Source organism: Leadbetterella byssophila DSM 17132 (assembly GCF_000166395.1).
Classification (GTDB): Bacteria; Bacteroidota; Bacteroidia; order Cytophagales; family Spirosomataceae; genus Leadbetterella; species Leadbetterella byssophila.
The window spans coordinates 2,455,749-2,473,022 of sequence record NC_014655.1 but is presented as its reverse complement, the minus strand read 5'-3'; the positions used below and the strand labels follow the sequence as shown (position 1 = coordinate 2,473,022).

11 protein-coding genes are annotated in these 17,274 nt (G+C 41.5%); all 11 read left to right on the top strand.

Going from position 1 to position 17,274, the window contains the following annotated elements:
- The first annotated feature begins 6 nt into the window (after nucleotides 1-6).
- The 11 genes from LBYS_RS11300 (at nucleotide 7) to LBYS_RS11250 (ending at nucleotide 17,257) form a co-directional block, all read left to right on the top strand.
- A complete protein-coding gene (locus LBYS_RS11300; protein WP_013408988.1) occupies nucleotides 7-1,644 on the top strand; it encodes a RagB/SusD family nutrient uptake outer membrane protein in 1,638 nt (545 codons plus the stop codon).
- Between the two features lie 134 nt (nucleotides 1,645-1,778).
- Entirely contained in the window at nucleotides 1,779-2,348 is a 570-nt protein-coding gene (locus tag LBYS_RS11295) for a hypothetical protein (protein ID WP_013408987.1), read from the top strand.
- Entirely contained in the window at nucleotides 2,345-2,644 is a 300-nt protein-coding gene (locus LBYS_RS11290) for a winged helix-turn-helix domain-containing protein (protein WP_013408986.1), read from the top strand. Before LBYS_RS11295 ends, LBYS_RS11290 begins: the two co-directional genes overlap by 4 nt.
- A 60-nt stretch (nucleotides 2,645-2,704) precedes the next feature.
- Nucleotides 2,705-2,995, top strand: coding sequence for a hypothetical protein (locus LBYS_RS11285; protein WP_013408985.1), 291 nt, complete (start codon nucleotides 2,705-2,707; stop codon nucleotides 2,993-2,995).
- A 256-nt stretch (nucleotides 2,996-3,251) separates the two neighbouring features.
- Entirely contained in the window at nucleotides 3,252-4,538 is a 1,287-nt protein-coding gene (locus LBYS_RS11280; protein WP_013408984.1) for a DEAD/DEAH box helicase, read from the top strand.
- Between the two features lie 204 nt (nucleotides 4,539-4,742).
- Complete coding sequence (gene fusA / locus LBYS_RS11275; protein WP_013408983.1) at nucleotides 4,743-6,851, top strand: elongation factor G; 2,109 nt, start codon at nucleotides 4,743-4,745, stop codon at nucleotides 6,849-6,851.
- 452 nt (nucleotides 6,852-7,303) lie between these two features.
- On the top strand, nucleotides 7,304-10,498 hold the full coding sequence (locus LBYS_RS11270; protein ID WP_013408982.1) for a SusC/RagA family TonB-linked outer membrane protein: 3,195 nt from the start codon (nucleotides 7,304-7,306) through the stop codon (nucleotides 10,496-10,498).
- A 7-nt stretch (nucleotides 10,499-10,505) separates the two neighbouring features.
- Nucleotides 10,506-12,263 carry a RagB/SusD family nutrient uptake outer membrane protein gene (locus LBYS_RS11265; protein WP_013408981.1) on the top strand — a complete coding sequence of 586 codons (1,758 nt, stop codon included), beginning with the start codon at nucleotides 10,506-10,508 and terminating at the stop codon, nucleotides 12,261-12,263.
- On the top strand, nucleotides 12,263-13,087 hold the full coding sequence (locus LBYS_RS11260) for an endonuclease/exonuclease/phosphatase family protein (RefSeq protein ID WP_013408980.1): 825 nt from the start codon (nucleotides 12,263-12,265) through the stop codon (nucleotides 13,085-13,087). The genes LBYS_RS11265 and LBYS_RS11260 overlap by 1 nt, the downstream gene beginning before the upstream one ends.
- Before the next feature lie 103 nt (nucleotides 13,088-13,190).
- Nucleotides 13,191-15,938, top strand: coding sequence for a TonB-dependent receptor (locus LBYS_RS11255; RefSeq protein WP_013408979.1), 2,748 nt, complete (start codon nucleotides 13,191-13,193; stop codon nucleotides 15,936-15,938).
- A gap of 11 nt (nucleotides 15,939-15,949) precedes the next feature.
- On the top strand, nucleotides 15,950-17,257 hold the full coding sequence (locus tag LBYS_RS11250; RefSeq protein WP_013408978.1) for a beta-helix domain-containing protein: 1,308 nt from the start codon (nucleotides 15,950-15,952) through the stop codon (nucleotides 17,255-17,257).
- Nucleotides 17,258-17,274: the final 17 nt, after the last annotated feature.

Sequence of the window (17,274 nt, the reverse complement as noted above, 5' to 3'; positions counted from 1 at the left end):
TCCACCATGAAGAAGCAAATATTAACTATACTGACCGTTGGAGTTTTAGCAGGATCTTGTTCCTTGGACAGAACTCCATATGATTCCTTGACGAATGAATCCATTAAGAATACCCCCGGAGCTTTAGGGGTATTGAACCTGGGGAACTATCATACCTTAAAATCTTGGGTAGAAAACTGGCACAGGGTTACGGAGTATCCTGGAGATAATGTGGCACTAAGTGGTACTACTACGGATAATTTGTTTTATAGTTATACCTACCAAAGATTAGTGACGAATTCCAGGGTGAATAACTATTGGTCCAATAGTTATAAGATCATTGCTGGGACGAATGCCCTTTTGGCACAATTAAAAGAAGGGGAGGGGGCAGAAAGTGATCAGATTATTGCAGAAAACCTATACTTAAGGAGTTTGATGTATTTCTATTTGGTCAATGTTTTTGGTAAGCCGTATAGTCAAAATCCTACGCAAAACCTGGCAGTACCGTTACAGCTAAGTGCAGATCCTTTTGAGGTATTGCCTAGAAATACGGTAAAGGAGGTATATGATCAAATTGAAACGGATTTGCTGAAGGCGGAAGGATTATTTAATCAATATAAGGGCAATGTATATGGAAGTGTATATGCAGCCCAAGCTCTTTTGGCTCGACTTTATATCTATACCGGTAGGGATCAGAAAGCGCTGGAATATGCGAATAAGGTGATCAACTCTGGAGAATTTTCACTGCTGAGTACCGCTAACTACACACAAATTGCAACGGGAGCACCTGAAAGTAATCCCGAAAACATCTTTGCGATTCGATTCGTGAAAGATGTAGACTATCCGGATAACGGATGGTACACCATCGGCTCCTTATATGCTTCTATAGACGGAAGTGGATGGGGAGAAATGTATGCTTCCAGGTCTTACCTGGAAGAAGTGAGGAAATACCCTGAAGACGTAAGGGCGAAATTCATAGTTCCTAAAGTGTTAAATAACAGTACGGAATTGAATGCTTATTATGTTACGGACGACTACAAGTATGCTAGTGTAGTGGTTACGAAAGAGGGGGACGATTACCGTTATACGGAGAATGGGGCAAGCAAGTTGTTGACCCGTAAGTCTAATGGGGCAGGGGCGTATCAGTATTTTATTACTATTAATGGTAAGGAAAGAACGGCGCTCATGGACTACAAATTAGAAAACCGTAACGGATTCCTTAAGTACTTCATCACCAAATGTTCAGGTCAGGAGGGGCAGGCGCACCTTTGGTCGCCTCCCATCTCCAGACTTGCAGAGATGTACTTGATCAGAGCAGAGGCTAATGCCAAGTTAGGTAATGCGCTAGCAGCTTTAGAGGATGTGAATGTAATTAGAAAAAGAGCTGGGATTCCGGATGCAGGCCTTTGGACTGTAGAAAAACTAGGCGATAAAACAGCTCTTGATGTAGTGATGGCAGAACGCAAGCTAGAATTGGCATGGGAAGGTCATAGGAAGTTTGATGTATTTAGAAATGGATTTACCATGGACAGAAGATATCCCGGTACCCATTTGAGCGTGACCAATCCCTTTTATACTGTATCTCCAACGGATAAAGCTATTATTGAATTCATACCGGAACAACAAATTGTACTTAGTAAAAAAGTCCTAACACAGAATGAATAATAGTATAAGGTTGAATTGCTACTAAATCCCACAATTTTTACTACGTTACTTCTTGGGGTAGTTGATCTTTTAGGTCACCTACCTTTTTTTTGTCCTATAATTTGATCTAACTTTGGTTCATAAAGTACTTTGGTATGGGTGAACAGGATGTACTAAAAGATATTAGATCTATCATGGAGAGATCTACTCGGTTTCATGCTCTCAGTGGGGAGTCTGGGATATGGGTAGGAGTATTAGCTTTGCTATTCAGTGTGTATAGGGCCTACCGCTGGGGTTTAAAGGTGGATTCGGCAGATGGTGCTGCGGAAGTCGTTTTATTGCTCATACTGAGTGTTACTGCAGGATACTTATGGGCTAAGAAGAGGGCCATGGCGGTGAAACAATCCTTATGGAGTGCTAGCAGTAAAGCCATGATAAAGGCACTGGCAGTACCCTTGTTAGTAGGAGGGTTTCTGGTGATAAGCTTTATGTCTTTGGATTTGTACGGCTTGGTTGTACCCATGTTCCTGATCTTCTACGGGCTGGGATTGTATGCCGCAAGTACTTATACCTTTAAGGAGCTGCAGTCGGTAGGAATACTTTTTCTCCTACTTGGCATGGTATCCTTCTGGGTACCGGAGTATGGAGTAGTCTTCTTTGGTTTGGGGTTTGGTCTGCTTCATATAGGGTATGGTTTTATCATTAAATCTACATACGGGGGGTGAAGGTAGATTTAAGTTTATACGACAAACTGCTAGAGAACAGGATCCGCCTGCAGATCATGAGTGTATTGGTGGTCAACGAAGCCTATGACTACAATTCTTTAAAAGAGCTTCTTGATGTTACGGATGGGAATCTTGCATCTAATCTTAAGGCACTAGAAAAGGCAGGTTATATAGAAGTGCACAAAACTTTTGTAGACAGGAAGCCTAATACTCGCTATAAGTGTACATTGCTGGGTACTAATTCATTCAAGAATCATTTAAATGCCTTAGAGCAAATCATTAAATCTAGCCAATAATTTGGACAGCTTTCAAAAGTTTGTTTATTTTACTTTGAAAAACAAAGTACTTTTAAGAATATGAAAGTAACAAAAAGTTTGAGCAGTAAGGAGGCCATATTTTCCGGTTATCTTATCGGAGTGGTTGTTATCAGTCTGTTTGTAATGGATGCTGGAAATCTGGAATGGGGTGCGTATTGGCGAGTGAAGCCATTAGTAGTGACACCGCTGATCAGTGCCTGTGGAGCGGGTCTTGCATATTTAGTGGCATGGAGAAGGAAATTTTGGGCACTTCTCTTAGGAGGGTTTATTTTTATGATGTTTATATGGCTGGGTATTGTACTAGGGTTAAACGGCACACTTTGGGATTAACCCGAGGAAGGAACATTGGAGAGAGTTTCTCCAACGTTCATCCCGGTGAAGAAGGTGGGATTTAATAGACGACAAAACCAATTAACCCTATATACAATTTGTACGGTTCAATATTAAATAAAAAGAGTAGGGCATAAACCTTTGGAGCAAAGGTAAATTATGAAGCTTGTATAATTTCTAGTATAAACACTAAATGGGATACCGTTTTTTAACGGTATTATCAAAATTTAGCACATTTTCGCCCTAACTTTGTGCCATGAATAAGACTTTTAAAGATCTGGACCTCAATAAACAGCTGATTATGGCTGTGGAGGAATTGGGGTACACAGAGCCTACAGAGATACAAGAAAAAGCCATTCCTATCATACAGGCAGGGCATGATGTGCTAGGTATAGCGCAGACGGGTACGGGTAAAACCGCAGCCTATCTATTACCGGTACTCATGAAGGTGAAATATGCTCAGGGACAGAACATGAGGGCTTTAGTTTTGGCTCCTACCAGAGAGTTGGTCATGCAGATTCACGAGGCGGCAGTTGGGCTGGCTAAATACACGGATCTCAGAATGGTGGCTTTGTATGGAGGACTGGGGCCAAAGACTCAGATGGAGAACCTGAAAAAAGGAGTGGATATTATCATCGCTACTCCGGGAAGGTTTATGGATTTGTACCGAATGGGCGAGATCCCGGTGAAGAGTCTGCAATACCTGATCCTGGATGAGGCGGATAAAATGATGGATATGGGCTTCATGCCACAGATCCGACAAATTTTAGAGGTTATTCCAAGGAAGAGAAAGAATCTACTTTTCTCTGCTACCTTTCAGCCTAGGGTAGAAAGGCTATCCGAAGAGTTTTTGGAAGCTCCTTATAAAATAGAGGTAACTCCCTCCGCTACGGCTGCTTCGACCGTGGAGCAGCATATCTATAGACTGCCAAATTTTAAAACGAAGATTAATCTATTGGGGTATTTGTTTGAGAATACAGAAATCCCAAGAGCCATTATCTTCTGTAGAACGAAGGCCGTAGCAGATAATGTGTATAAGTTCTTAGAGAGAAAGGTAATAGGCTCCGGAAAGATTCGCGTCTTACATGCAAATAAGGGGCAAAACACCCGAATCAATGCCATTAACGACTTCAAGAGTGGGGAAATCCAGGTGTTGGTGTCTACGGATGTGGCTGCCAGAGGCATTGATGTCAGTGGGGTCAGTCATGTGATTAACTTTGACGTGCCATTGGTTTATGAAGACTATGTGCACCGGATAGGAAGAACCGGTAGGGCCAAATCAGAAGGGATAGCCTTGACCTTTGTGCTAAAACATGAAGAGTTTCATATTGAAAGGATAGAAAAGTTGATTAGAAATCCCATCCCTGAACTACCTATCCCTGAAAAAGTGAAGATCGAGGAGACCTCTTTTGAAGAAAATCAAGAGATGTTAAAGGCTATAGATACTCAAAGGAAGAAATTAGATCCTACTTTCCAGGGCGCATTCCATGAGAAAAAGGCTAAAAATGCAAGAAAACCTTTGGTGAAAAAGAAAAAAAAGTAATCTCAAAAGGTTTGCCTTAAGCCACCTAGATACGATTTTCGGATAGTAAGAAATTCTATTACAGAATTTTAATAAACTATAAATAAGGATTTTCTTTACAAAAAAAGATTTTTTATCTAATTTTGCAGCCCGAAAGAGAGTGTCAAAAGTTTCTATCGAAAAATAACGGAGAAATCTTCTCCTAAAACATTAATATTAATTTAAATGGCTCGCGATTTAAGACTAACAAGAAACATTGGTATTGCGGCTCACATTGATGCCGGTAAGACCACAACTACTGAGCGTATCCTTTACTACTCTGGAGTTAACCACAAAATTGGTGAGACTCACGAAGGTGGAGCTACTACTGACTGGATGGAGCAGGAGCAAGAAAGAGGTATCACTATCACCTCAGCTGCGGTAACTGTTAACTGGCAATATAGAGGAGAACAGTATCACATTAACATCATCGATACTCCAGGTCACGTGGACTTCACTGTGGAGGTGAACCGTTCATTGAGGGTTTTAGATGGTCTAGTGTTCTTATTCTCAGCCGTTGACGGCGTGGAGCCTCAGTCGGAAACCAACTGGCGTCTTGCTAACAACTATAACGTAGCACGTATCGGTTTCGTTAACAAAATGGACCGTTCAGGTGCTGACTTCTTGAATGTAGTGAACCAAGTAAAAGAGATGTTAGGTTCTTACGCGGTGCCTTTACAGTTACCTATAGGTTCTGAAGAGAACTTCAAAGGTGTGGTTGACTTGATCAACAACCGTGGTATCGTTTGGAACGAGTCTGATAAAGGTATGACTTATGAAGTAGTTCCAATTCCTGAGGACATGGTAGACGAAGTAGCTGAGTGGAGAGAGAAACTTCTTGAAGCAGTTGCTGAATACGATGAGACTTTGATGGAGAAATACTTCGAAGATCCAAACTCTATCTCTGAAGATGAAATCCTTGCCGCATTAAGAGCTGCAGTTATCGATATGAAGATCGTTCCTATGATGTGTGGATCTTCTTTCAAAAACAAAGGTGTTCAGGCTATGCTTGATATGGTGATGGCTTTATTGCCTTCTCCTGTGGATAGAACGAACATCAAAGGGGTGAACCCTAAGACAGACGAAGAGGTTAAAGTAATTCCAGATCCTGAAGCTCCATTCGTAGCTTTGGCGTTTAAGATCGCTACTGACCCATTCGTAGGTCGTCTATGTTTCGTACGTTCTTATTCAGGTATGTTGAACTCAGGTTCATACATCTTGAACAACCGTTCAGGAAACAAAGAGCGTATCTCTCGTATCTTCCAGATGCATGCTAACAAGCAGAACCAGATTGAACAGCTACATGCTGGTGATATCGGTGCGGTAGTAGGTTTCAAAGATATCAAAACGGGAGATACCCTTTCTGATGAGAAGTATCCTATCGTGATGGAATCCATGGAATTCCCTGAGCCGGTAATCGGATACGCTATCGAACCTAAGAAAACTGCGGATCAGGATAACTTCTCTAAAGCTATTGCTAAATTAGTTGAAGAGGATCCTACGTTAGTGGTTCATACAGATGAGGCTACTGGTCAAACGATCATGAGAGGTATGGGAGAGCTTCACCTTGAGATCATCATCGACCGTATGCGTCGTGAATTCAAAGTAGAAGTTAACCAAGGTGCTCCTCAGGTAGCTTACAAAGAGACCTTCACTAAGACTATCGAACACCGTGAAGTTTACAAAAAACAAACGGGTGGTAAAGGTAAATTTGCCGATATCGTTTTCGAATTCGGTCCACGTGATCCTGAAGAAGGAACTAACGAAGTTAAACCAGGTCTTCAGTTCGTGAATAACATCGTGGGTGGTGTGATTCCAAGAGAATTTATCCCATCTATCCAAAAAGGATTCGAAGAAGCTATGAAGAACGGTCCTCTTGCTGGTTTCCCTGTGGATTCCTTCAAAGTAAGATTGTTCCACGGTTCCTTCCACGACGTTGACTCTGATGCCTTCTCATTCGAGATGGCCGCTCGTATAGGTTTCAAAGAAGCTGGTAAATTAGCAGGTGCGAAATTACTTGAACCTATCATGGCTCTTGAAGTAATCACTCCTGATGAATATACTGGTCCTATCACAGGTGACTTGAACCGTAGAAGAGGTATGATGAAAGGTATGGATACTAAAGCCGGTTCTCAAGTAATCAAAGCTGACGTTCCTCTTTCTGAAATGTTCGGTTATGTAACTGACCTAAGAACTATCACTTCTGGTAGAGCAACGGCTAACTTGACCTTCTCTCATTATGATTTTGTTCCTCAAAACATAGCTGACGAAGTTATCAAGAAAGCTAACTCATAAGCTTTTAACTTAGCTAAATATAGAGCCCCGGGTAATCCCCGGGGCTTTTTTTGTCTGGTTTTATTGACGCATCTCGGCATATACTCAACTCAGAAAAATACTATCACAAATAAAAGTTAAGAAAGTATTGCTAAATACTGATAATTAGTGGTTTAAAATCCTTTCATTTCTTTTCCCTACTTTATTTCTATCTCCCTTGGCCTTGGTAGGCCTTAAATAACTTAGAATACCGCTAAAATGCCTATTTGATGGGGGTGAAAGCACTGTAATTCGGAGGGTGAAACAACTTAAAAAAGATTATTTTATGTTTTTTATTGAATTAGTACACTTTCATTTTATTACGTTTGCTTTACGATCTGGTTACAGTTTCTAAACATATGAGTAATCTTCTTACTCTAGTTTTGCGGTCGAAATTGTATTAGAGGTACATCCATCTTAATCATTATTAAAATATGAAATCAAAACTCTCCTTAATACTCATTTGGAGTATACTAAGTATGGGTCAGACGGTCTTGGGTCAAGGCCGCACGGTAACAGGAAAAGTCACCGATGAGTCAGATGGCTCAAATCTACCCGGTGTAATAGTTAGAGTAAAAGGCAAATCTACTGTTTCTCAAACGGACGCCTCTGGATCTTATTCTATTGTTGTGGGTGGAAGTGAGGAGGTTCTTGTTTTTTCATTAGTGGGCGTCAATACAAAGGAAGAAACGGTAGGTAACCGCTCTATCATTAATGTAAGCTTGTCCTCTAATAACGAGCTGCTGAGTGAAGTAGTAGTGGTGGGGTATGGGACGCAAAAGAAAGTAAACCTCACGGGGGCTGTAGACCAAGTAGGAGGGGAAGTTTTTGAAGGGCGTGTGATGCCCAATGTCTCCCAAATGTTAATGGGTGCCGTGCCTAATCTTAATATCAATTTAGCTGACGGAAAGCCCACAAGATCTCCATCATTTAATATCCGCGGTACCACTTCAATAGGCCAGGGAGGATCTGCATTGATCATCATTGATGGGGTGGAGGGAGACCCCTCCACTTTGAACCCTAATGACATAGAATCTGTATCTGTTCTAAAAGACGCTTCTTCAGCTGCCGTATATGGTTCTCGGGGTACTTATGGAGTGGTTTTGATTACTACTAAAAACGCTAAAAAGGGGCAGACTAGCGTATCTTATTCAGGAAACTTCTCCATTCAAGAACAAGCATCTTCTCCTCAATTTGTCAAAGACGGATACGTCTTCGCAGAAAGGTTTTACGAGGCCTACAATGCCTGGAATAATTACTCCTCTATCCCTGCCCGCTTGAACAAAACACAAAACTTTTCCTTGGCTTGGTTAGAAGAGTTTAAGCGTAGGAAGGAAGCAGGGATCAATGAACCTGTTACAACAGACGCTAACGGCAACTACATCTATTACGGTAATGAGGACTATTATTCCGCCCTTATCCGAAATTCCACGTATGCCAGAGATCAAAATTTGTCATTTAGTGGCAATACAGAGAAATCTGACTTCTACCTGTCGGGACGGTACTACGGTTATGACGGTATATATAGATACAATTCAGACACCTATAACAACTACAGTTTGCGAGCTAAAGGAGGAGTGAATGTCACTTCCTGGTTGAGAATTACCAATAACATGGACTTCTCATCTATCCAATACCACAATCCCATGACCGCCGGAGAAGGAGGAAATATCTTCAGGAACATCGCAGATGAAGGCCATACTTCTGCACCTATCTTTAATCCTGATGGAACACTTTCCTTTCCTGCAGCCTATACCATCGGAGATTTTATCTATGGAAAGAACGGTGCAGATGCTCTGACAAATAATCTGAGGAATACCACGGCCTTTGAAGCAAATTTCTTCAACAATACTTTTCGAATTAAAGGAGATTTTACCTTTAGAAATCGCGACCATGAGGTTACTACTATCTTGCTGCCGGTACCTTACAGTACTCGGGAAGGGGTTATTACCTACCTGAAAACCTCAAGAAATGATCTCATTACTAATGCTAAACAAAATACCAAATATCTTTTTGGTAACCTATATGGTGAATATGAAAATACTTTCGCTACTAAGCATTATTTCAAAGGTTTGATAGGATATAATTATGAACAACAAACCTACAATTCCACTAATATCTCCAAAAATGGCTTGCTGACTGAGAATACCGAAAACATCAATCTTGCATTAGGTTCTGCGGTAACTGCAACTGCCGGATATAATAAATACAGACTTGCAGGCGTCTTTGCCCGTGCTAATTATATCTTCGCAGATAAGTATCTATTAGAGTTAAACGGCAGGTATGATGGATCTTCCAAATTTCCAGGAAATTCACAATGGGGCTTTTTCCCTTCAATCTCAGCCGGATGGAGAATCTCCGGTGAGGACTTTTGGAAGATCAAAACCATCAATGATTTAAAAATACGTTACTCATTTGGGTCTTTAGGAAACGGAAACATAAGTCCGTACGCTTTCATGGACCTATACGGTATAAGTACCTCTGGAAGGGTACTGGATGGTATCCGGAATCCTTCTACATCAGTACCTGGCGTAATTCCGGATAATTTAACTTGGGAAACGGCTCAGACTTCTAATTTCGGTTTGGACTTGGCCGCGTTTAATAATCGTGTAACATTGACAGCAGATGTTTATGTGAGAAAGACACTAGACATGTACACCGTGGGCCAGACTCTTCCAGATGTTTTTGGAGCGAGCTCTCCTAAAGGGAACTATGCCGACCTGACCACCAGAGGATTTGAAGTCTCTTTAGGGTATAATAATCATGCTAATATCGGTTCAAAAAGACTTAATTATAACCTTAAAGCTACTCTAGCAGATTATATCACTACCATAGATCGATACAATAATCAAACCGGAGCCTTAAGCGACTATTATAAAGGTATGCGTATAGGTGAGATTTGGGGATATGTCACTCAGGGATTATTCCAAAGTCAAGAAGAAATAGATAATGCTCCCTCTCAGATTCTCATCAAATCTTCTAACTCAGGTAAATACTATCCCGGAGATATCCGATTCACCGATTTGAACGGAGATGGGGTGATAGATTACGGAGATAATACCATCTACAATTCCGGAGACCGCAAGATTATAGGAAACAGAGATCCGCGTTACATTTATAGTTTCCAAGGGGGCGCTGATTGGAACAATTTCTTCCTATCTTTCTTCTTCCAGGGGGTAGGAAAGCAGGATTGGTACCCGTCTAATGAATCCATATTCTGGGGACAATATAACAGACCTTATAATAAGCTTCCTGAATGGCATTTGAACAATTATTGGACAGAAGACCGTAGAGATGCTTATTTGCCTAGGTACGCAGGATATAATACACATTTGAAACAGACTCCTCAGACTAGGTATCTGCAGAATGCAGCGTATTTCCGATTGAAAAATCTGCAGGTTGGCTACAATTTGCCTCATCAAATCACATCTAAGATCAAGGCAAAGAACATTCGTTTGGCATTGTCGGGAGAAAACCTTTTTACTTGGTCGCCTCTGTACAAACGGACCAAGGATATTGATATAGCGAACATCGGAGCATCTGATCCCGATATCAATTCAGGGCATGGGGATGGGTTTAACTATCCTACCCTTCGTACTTATAGTTTAAATATTCTGGTTAATTTCTAAGAGAAAGATGAAAAAGTTAATATACAGTTTACTAGTTTTTTGCAGTTTGAGCTCCTGCGAATTGGAAGAGTTTCCAAAAGCCTCTGCCAGTGAAAAGGATATCTTTGGTACAGAGAGTGGATTGAAAACTTATGCCTACTCTTTCTATAATAATTTGCCTTCGGGAACCACGGCTTACCGTTTAGATGCGATGGCAGATTATGGCGCTGTCAACAGTTTGAATAGCTTCTTACAAGATGGGGCATACTCGGCTGAGACCTCCAGCGGATGGTCTTGGTCTGCTTTGAGGAACATCAATCACTTTATCGTTAAGAATAATGACCCCGCTGTACCAGAATCAGTGAGAAACCACTATAATGGATTGGCTCGCTTTTTTAGGGCATATTTTTATTATGATAAGTTGACCACTTTTGGCGATGTGCCTTGGATAGATAAGCCCATTGGAGTGGATGAGGAAGACGTATTATTCGCCAAGAGGGATTCCAGAACCATTATCATCGATAAGATATTGGAAGATTTGGATTTTGCGTACCAAAATATGACAACTAACAGCTCTGACGGTACAACTGTAACGAAATGGGCTGCCTTAGCATTCAAATCCAGAGTGGCACTTTTTGAAGGAACCTACCGCAAGTACCATGCTCAATTAAATCTCCAAGGGACCGCTAACAAGTACTTACAGTCTGCTGCAGACGCTGCTTTGGAATTGATGGACAAAGGACCTCACCGTTTAAATACAGCGCAGGGAGTAAGTTCCTCACAAAGGGCTCTTTTTATTAGTGATGCTCCTATCACCACCGAAGTGATTTTGGCCGTTGCTCTAAGTAAAGATTTAGCCATTTTGGGAGATGCTAACTGGTGGTGGACTTCTGCCACCTATGGTCCTAGATATAGTTTGGTTCGTCCCTTTATAAATACCATTCTGAATTTAGACGGTACTCCTTATACAGGCAGGGCAAAATTTCAATCGGAGACCTTTTTTGAAGAAACTCAGAACAGAGACTATCGCTTGGCGCAGTTGATTCGCACTCCGGGCTATAAAAGAGATGGAGTAAATACACCTCCAAATTTTGCGAGTTATACCTATACCGGTTATCAGCCCATCAAGTATACTTTGGATCCCACTTTATACGATAATAGTGGCTTAAATACTAATAACCTGCCGCTCATAAGATATGCCGAGGTTTTGCTTAATTACGCTGAAGCTAAAGCTGAATTAGGAACTTTATCTACCGCAGACTGGTCTAGGACTATAGGAGCCTTACGAGCTCGATCAGGAATCACCGGCGGACTGGATGCTCTTCCTACAAAGGTGGATCCTTACTTGCAGAATACCTTCTTTCCTGGCATAAATGATCCAATAATTCTGGAAGTTAGACGCGAGCGTCAAGTGGAATTGGCATTAGAAGGTTTTAGGTTTAATGACTTGAGGAGATGGAGAAGGGGAGAATTAATGGCGGAACTGCCCTGGACAGGGATCTATGTTCCTGCATTGAATGAAATCTTGGATCTAGATCAAGATGGTAAGCAGGATGTAGTCTTTTACACAGGTGGAACCACAGCCCCAACAGTTCCTACAGGGGTAGCACGTGTAGCATTGGGAGGTTCAGCAAATAATTTCCAAACCTTAACCAATGATAATCATTTAGAATGGTTTAGAGCTCAGAAACGTACATGGTACCCTGATGGTAGACAGTACTTATATCCTATTCCTGCTTCCGCTATAGTTAAGAATCAAAATTTACAACAAAATCCGGGTTGGTAATGAACAAGATCCTATTCGTTTTACTTCTCCTTTCTGCGCCTTTATTGGCACAGAAGGAGCTGATCGTAGCTTCTTATAATTTAAGGATGGATACACCAAAGGATGGACCAAACGCCTGGCCGAATCGAAAAGAGATGGTCAAGGAGTTGATCAAATATCACGAGTTTGATATTTTTGGAACACAGGAAGGATTTATCCATCAGTTAAACGATATCTCCGAACTGAAAGAATATGCATTTACCGGATCTGGTAGGGATGATGGGAAGCAAGCCGGTGAACATTCGGCTATCTTTTACCGAAAAAAAAGATTCAAATTACTTGATTCCGGAGATTTCTGGTTGAGCGAAGATCCGGATAAACCCGGTAAAGGGTGGGATGCCACTTGCTGTAATCGTATAGCCTCTTGGGGGAAATTCAAGGACCTAAAAACAAAGAAGACTTTCTACTTTTTTAATGTGCATTTTGATCATCAAGGTATTGTGGCAAGGAGGGAGTCAGGGCAACTGATGATCAGCAAAATCCAAGAGATAGCTGGGAAATTTCCGGTGATTTTAACGGGAGATTTCAATTCTCTTCCTGAAACAGATCAAATAAAAGCCATATCAGGACTTTTAAAGGACGCATACACTTCTTCTATAGCCCCTCCTTACGGTCCCGTAGGGACTGCTAATAGCTTCAAATTAGATGCACCTTTAAAGAATAGAATAGATTATATTTTTGTAAGTGGAACCATGGAGGTACTGAAGTACGCTTCCCTCACTGACCATAAAGATCAAAGATATCCTTCTGATCATTTGCCTATTGCAGCTAAGATTCGCTTTTAAATCGGGACGAAAGTCCCGATTTTTATTTAACAATTTCAAAACATTAGAACAAAATTGAGGTAATACCAGGTCTCTAGCTTTGCAGCAAATATGAAGTTCCAAAATGTATAGAAGTGTTATTTGCTGCATTCTTTTCTCCTGCATTCATCTAGGTCTGAAAGGGCAAGTTATTCAGGGGATAGTCAAAGACGCCACTAGCGGGGACGCTCTCATAGGAGTTAGCGTCAAACTTGAACCTCTAGCTATGGGCTCCCTGACAGATATGGAAGGGAATTTTACCTTTTCTAATCTGCCCGCAGGGATTTATCAATTGCAACTAACTTACGTAGGGTATCAGCCATTGCTGATCTCCCAAATCGAACTCAAATCCGGAGAAAAGAAGGTTATTGAAATAAAATTAGAAGAGAATCAGGCCCTGCTGAAAGAGGTCATAGTACAAGGTAGAACGGACAAAACTTCCACAGATGCGCTACTGCAGGACAGAAAACTCAGCTCTGTGGTTCTCCAAAAGATGGGAGCAGAGGAGATGAGTCTTAAAGGAATAGGAAATGTAAACGAAGGTCTGAAAAAGGTGGCAGGGGTGAGTATCATGGGAGATAAGTCTCTTTTTATTCGAGGGCTTGGCGACAGATACAATAATGCTACCCTGAATGGTTTACCCATTCCCTCCACAAATCCGGACGTAAAACTTATCCCTTTAGACATTTTTCCCACGGCTATAGTGAAGAATATTGAAGTGTTAAAGTCTTACCATCCCGGCTCATACGGGGATTTCTCTGGAGGGTCAATAGACATCGTCACGAAAGACTATCCCGATAAAGCTTTCTCTCAACTCTCCCTCTCTGCGGGTTATAATTCCTTGTCCACGGGGAAAACCTTTCTAGGAAAACCACGGGCCGGTCTGGATTATTTGGGATTTTCCAGATCAAATAGAGCTATCCCTGATCTGGTGAAGAATAGTAAAGCTTACGATTCCTACTACGAGGATAATCAGGATCCCGGATTTAAAACCCCCTTTAGCCCTTCGGCCTATACGGCTCCACTCAATACAGGTTTGACTTTTGCTTCAGGTAATAGATATCATCTTAAAAACAGCAAAGTCCTGGGCTATCTTCTTAGTTTAAATCACGGAAACGAATACGTTTATCAACCTGGAAAATCTGCCTGGTTTAATGCTCAGAAAGATGCCATTTACGATTACACCACAGAAGACTATTTCTATAAGACCAATACCTCTCTTTTACTCAGTGTATATTTAAAGGGAAGTTCTAAAACCAGTATGTCTTTGACCGGTTTGATGGTCAATGATTCTCGCGACGGCATTCAGGACAATTACGGTGAAAACTGGGATTTGGGACCTGTCTATGGAAGAAGAAATACTTTGGTACAAAATACCTTAAACACCGTACAGTATAGCCTGAATCATAAACTGAATCAAAGATGGACACTTTCCGGAGCTTGGGGTTATACCTTTACCAAAGGTAGCATTCCTGATAGAACTCAGATCATGGTAGAAAGTAGAGGAGGAGAAAGACCTCAATTTCAATTCTCGCCCAACGGTATCACTGACGTCAATCGCTTCTTTGCTGACCTAAATGATCATGATATGGCCTCTCATTTGAACGCTCTTTGGAATACGAGTAAAGGAGAGATTAACTTCGGTTTTGATGTTAGATATAAAAACAGAAAGTTTGATGCACGACAAATAGACGCTGATGTCAAAAACATCCGTGAATTATTTAGTCTGGATGAATTAGACGAGATCTTATCTCCCAAGACCCTAGGAGTGGGGTCTGCTACATCCTGGAGATATAAAGAAGTCCCAAATGAACAGAACAAGTACAGATCAAGTATGGAGATTTATGCTCCATATGTGAGTTATAAGTTGGAATGGCTTGATAAATGGCAACTTCTGGCTGGTCTCCGTTTCGAAAGTTCTTTGCAGAGTACGGATTATAAATTAGACCGGGACATTATTGAGGCACCCTATAGAAATGCCAGTATAGAAGGCAATGACCTTTTGCCTAGCCTAACACTGAAATATCAATTCACCGAGAAGTCTCATTTCCTAGTAGCCGCTAGTAAAACCATTTCTCGGCCATTATTTACTGAAGCAGCTCCTTTCCGCTACAACGAATCCGCCGGAACAGCACAACGCCAAGGTAACCCTCAATTAAGAAATGGATCGAATTACAATCTTGACTTGCGGTATGATGTATTTCCTCATCTGGGAGAGCTCATTGGCATCTCTTTATTCGGTAAGCAACTGGTAGATCCCATTGAATTAGTAAGACTGAACGGTTCAGAACCCATGTTTTCATTTGTGAATTCTGATCATGCTTTGGTAGCAGGAGCAGAGTTAGAGTTCCAAAAGAACTTGGGAAATGTGTGGCAAGGAAAGACCTGGGATGCCATAACCTTAGGCTTGAATGTGTCCTATTTGTACTCTCAAGTCAAATTTGATAAGGAAAAACTTTCAGATAAAGGTGTTCCATTCTATCCAACCCACTTTAAAAGACCCCTATTTGGAGCATCTCCATACCTGGTTAATACAGATGTGATTTATAAGTTACCCTTTAAGGCTAGTCTGGCGGTCAATTTTAATGTCTTTGGTAAGCGACTATTCATAGCAGGAGCACAAGGGACCGGAGACATTTATGAGATGCCTGTGCCAACTCTGAATCTGAATTATAACCATACGTTTACCGCAAATTGGGCCTTAAAAGTAGGTGTGAACAATCTGCTAAATCCACAAGTGAAGTACCAACAAGAATTTGAGACCGGTCCTGTGGAATACATGAACATACAAAGAGGAATTACTGTAAATACCAGTTTAACATATTCATTTTAAACAAAACTTTTATGAAACAACTAAGATTTTTAGCCTTAGCCCTATTAGCGGCCTGGAACTTCTCATGCGATAAAGATTCCGGAAAGGGAGAGGACATCACAAAGGAAGGAGAACTACCAAACGGCACGGAAATTTCAGGGGACATCTCCAAGAATACACTGCTTAAAAAAGGAAACACTTACACCCTTCGCGGGGGAGTCCATGTAACAAATGGAGCCACCTTAACCATAGAGGAAGGAGTGACAGTAAAGGCTATTACGAATAGCAAGACAGACTTTGCGAATACGGCCTATCTTTTAGTGGAGCCGGGTTCTAAAATCCATGCAGTAGGCACAGCGAATGCGCCAATAGTATTTACATCAAACGCTGCTACGCCGGCACCTCAAGACTGGGGCGGAATCATCCTTTGCGGTAAAGCTCCAATTAATCCACAAGGAGGAACAGCCCCTTCTGAGATGGGTTCCGGAGTGGTTTATGGAGGAAATGAACCGAATGATAATTCCGGTACTTTAAAATATGTTAGAGTAGAATATACAGGTAAGAAGCAGGATGCTTCTAAGGAACATAACGGATTCACGTTTGAAGGAGTGGGGAACGGAACAACCTTGGAATACTTGGCCGTATATAAAGGCGCAGATGACGGTATTGAGTTTTTCGGAGGAACAGTGAACCTAAAATACGCCGTGGTGGTGGGTGCTCAGGATGATCTTTTTGACTGGACGTACGGTTGGTCAGGTAAAGGCCAATACTGGGTAGGAATACAGGGTAACGACGTAGCAGATAGAGGGATTGAAGCGGATAATAATGGAGATAATAATGCACTTAGCCCTTTATCTTCTCCGCTCTTATCGAATATCACTCTGGTTGGCTCCACTGAGGCAAAAACAAACGATAATCCGGACGCTGCTACAGATGCTGACAAGGGCAAGACCATTGGATTAAAATTACGAGCGGGTACAGGTGGCAAGATGTATAACTTCGTGGTTTACGGATTTAACCACGGAGTAGATATTCAGCATGACATTACCGTGGATAATGCATTGAAGGATAAGTTAATCTTTGCGAATAGTGACCTATTTGGTCCTAATCCCTTTAAATCTTCTCTGTCTTCTTTGGTTCAAAGTGTCTTTTTCAAGAATGCAGTAACTGTAGGAGCTGGTAGCAAGCCATCGTACATGAACGGGTATATAGGAACCAGTACTGAAGGTGCCGTTAATCCTTCAACTCTGGATGCTTACTTTACCGGAGGTCAATTCAAAGGAGCTGTAGAGACAGGCAGAAACTGGGTGAGTGAAGGCACCTGGGCAAGATTACAATAAAAGAAAAGACCGGGGTT

Coding starts and splice junctions, on each gene's coding strand:
- LBYS_RS11255 (WP_013408979.1), top strand. CDS start 13,191: ATGTATAGAAGTGTTATTTGCTGCATTCTTTTCTCCTGCATTCATCTA.
- LBYS_RS11300 (WP_013408988.1), top strand. CDS start 7: ATGAAGAAGCAAATATTAACTATACTGACCGTTGGAGTTTTAGCAGGA.
- LBYS_RS11265 (WP_013408981.1), top strand. CDS start 10,506: ATGAAAAAGTTAATATACAGTTTACTAGTTTTTTGCAGTTTGAGCTCC.
- LBYS_RS11280 (WP_013408984.1), top strand. CDS start 3,252: ATGAATAAGACTTTTAAAGATCTGGACCTCAATAAACAGCTGATTATG.
- LBYS_RS11285 (WP_013408985.1), top strand. CDS start 2,705: ATGAAAGTAACAAAAAGTTTGAGCAGTAAGGAGGCCATATTTTCCGGT.
- LBYS_RS11260 (WP_013408980.1), top strand. CDS start 12,263: ATGAACAAGATCCTATTCGTTTTACTTCTCCTTTCTGCGCCTTTATTG.
- LBYS_RS11270 (WP_013408982.1), top strand. CDS start 7,304: ATGAAATCAAAACTCTCCTTAATACTCATTTGGAGTATACTAAGTATG.
- LBYS_RS11250 (WP_013408978.1), top strand. CDS start 15,950: ATGAAACAACTAAGATTTTTAGCCTTAGCCCTATTAGCGGCCTGGAAC.
- fusA (WP_013408983.1), top strand. CDS start 4,743: ATGGCTCGCGATTTAAGACTAACAAGAAACATTGGTATTGCGGCTCAC.
- LBYS_RS11295 (WP_013408987.1), top strand. CDS start 1,779: ATGGGTGAACAGGATGTACTAAAAGATATTAGATCTATCATGGAGAGA.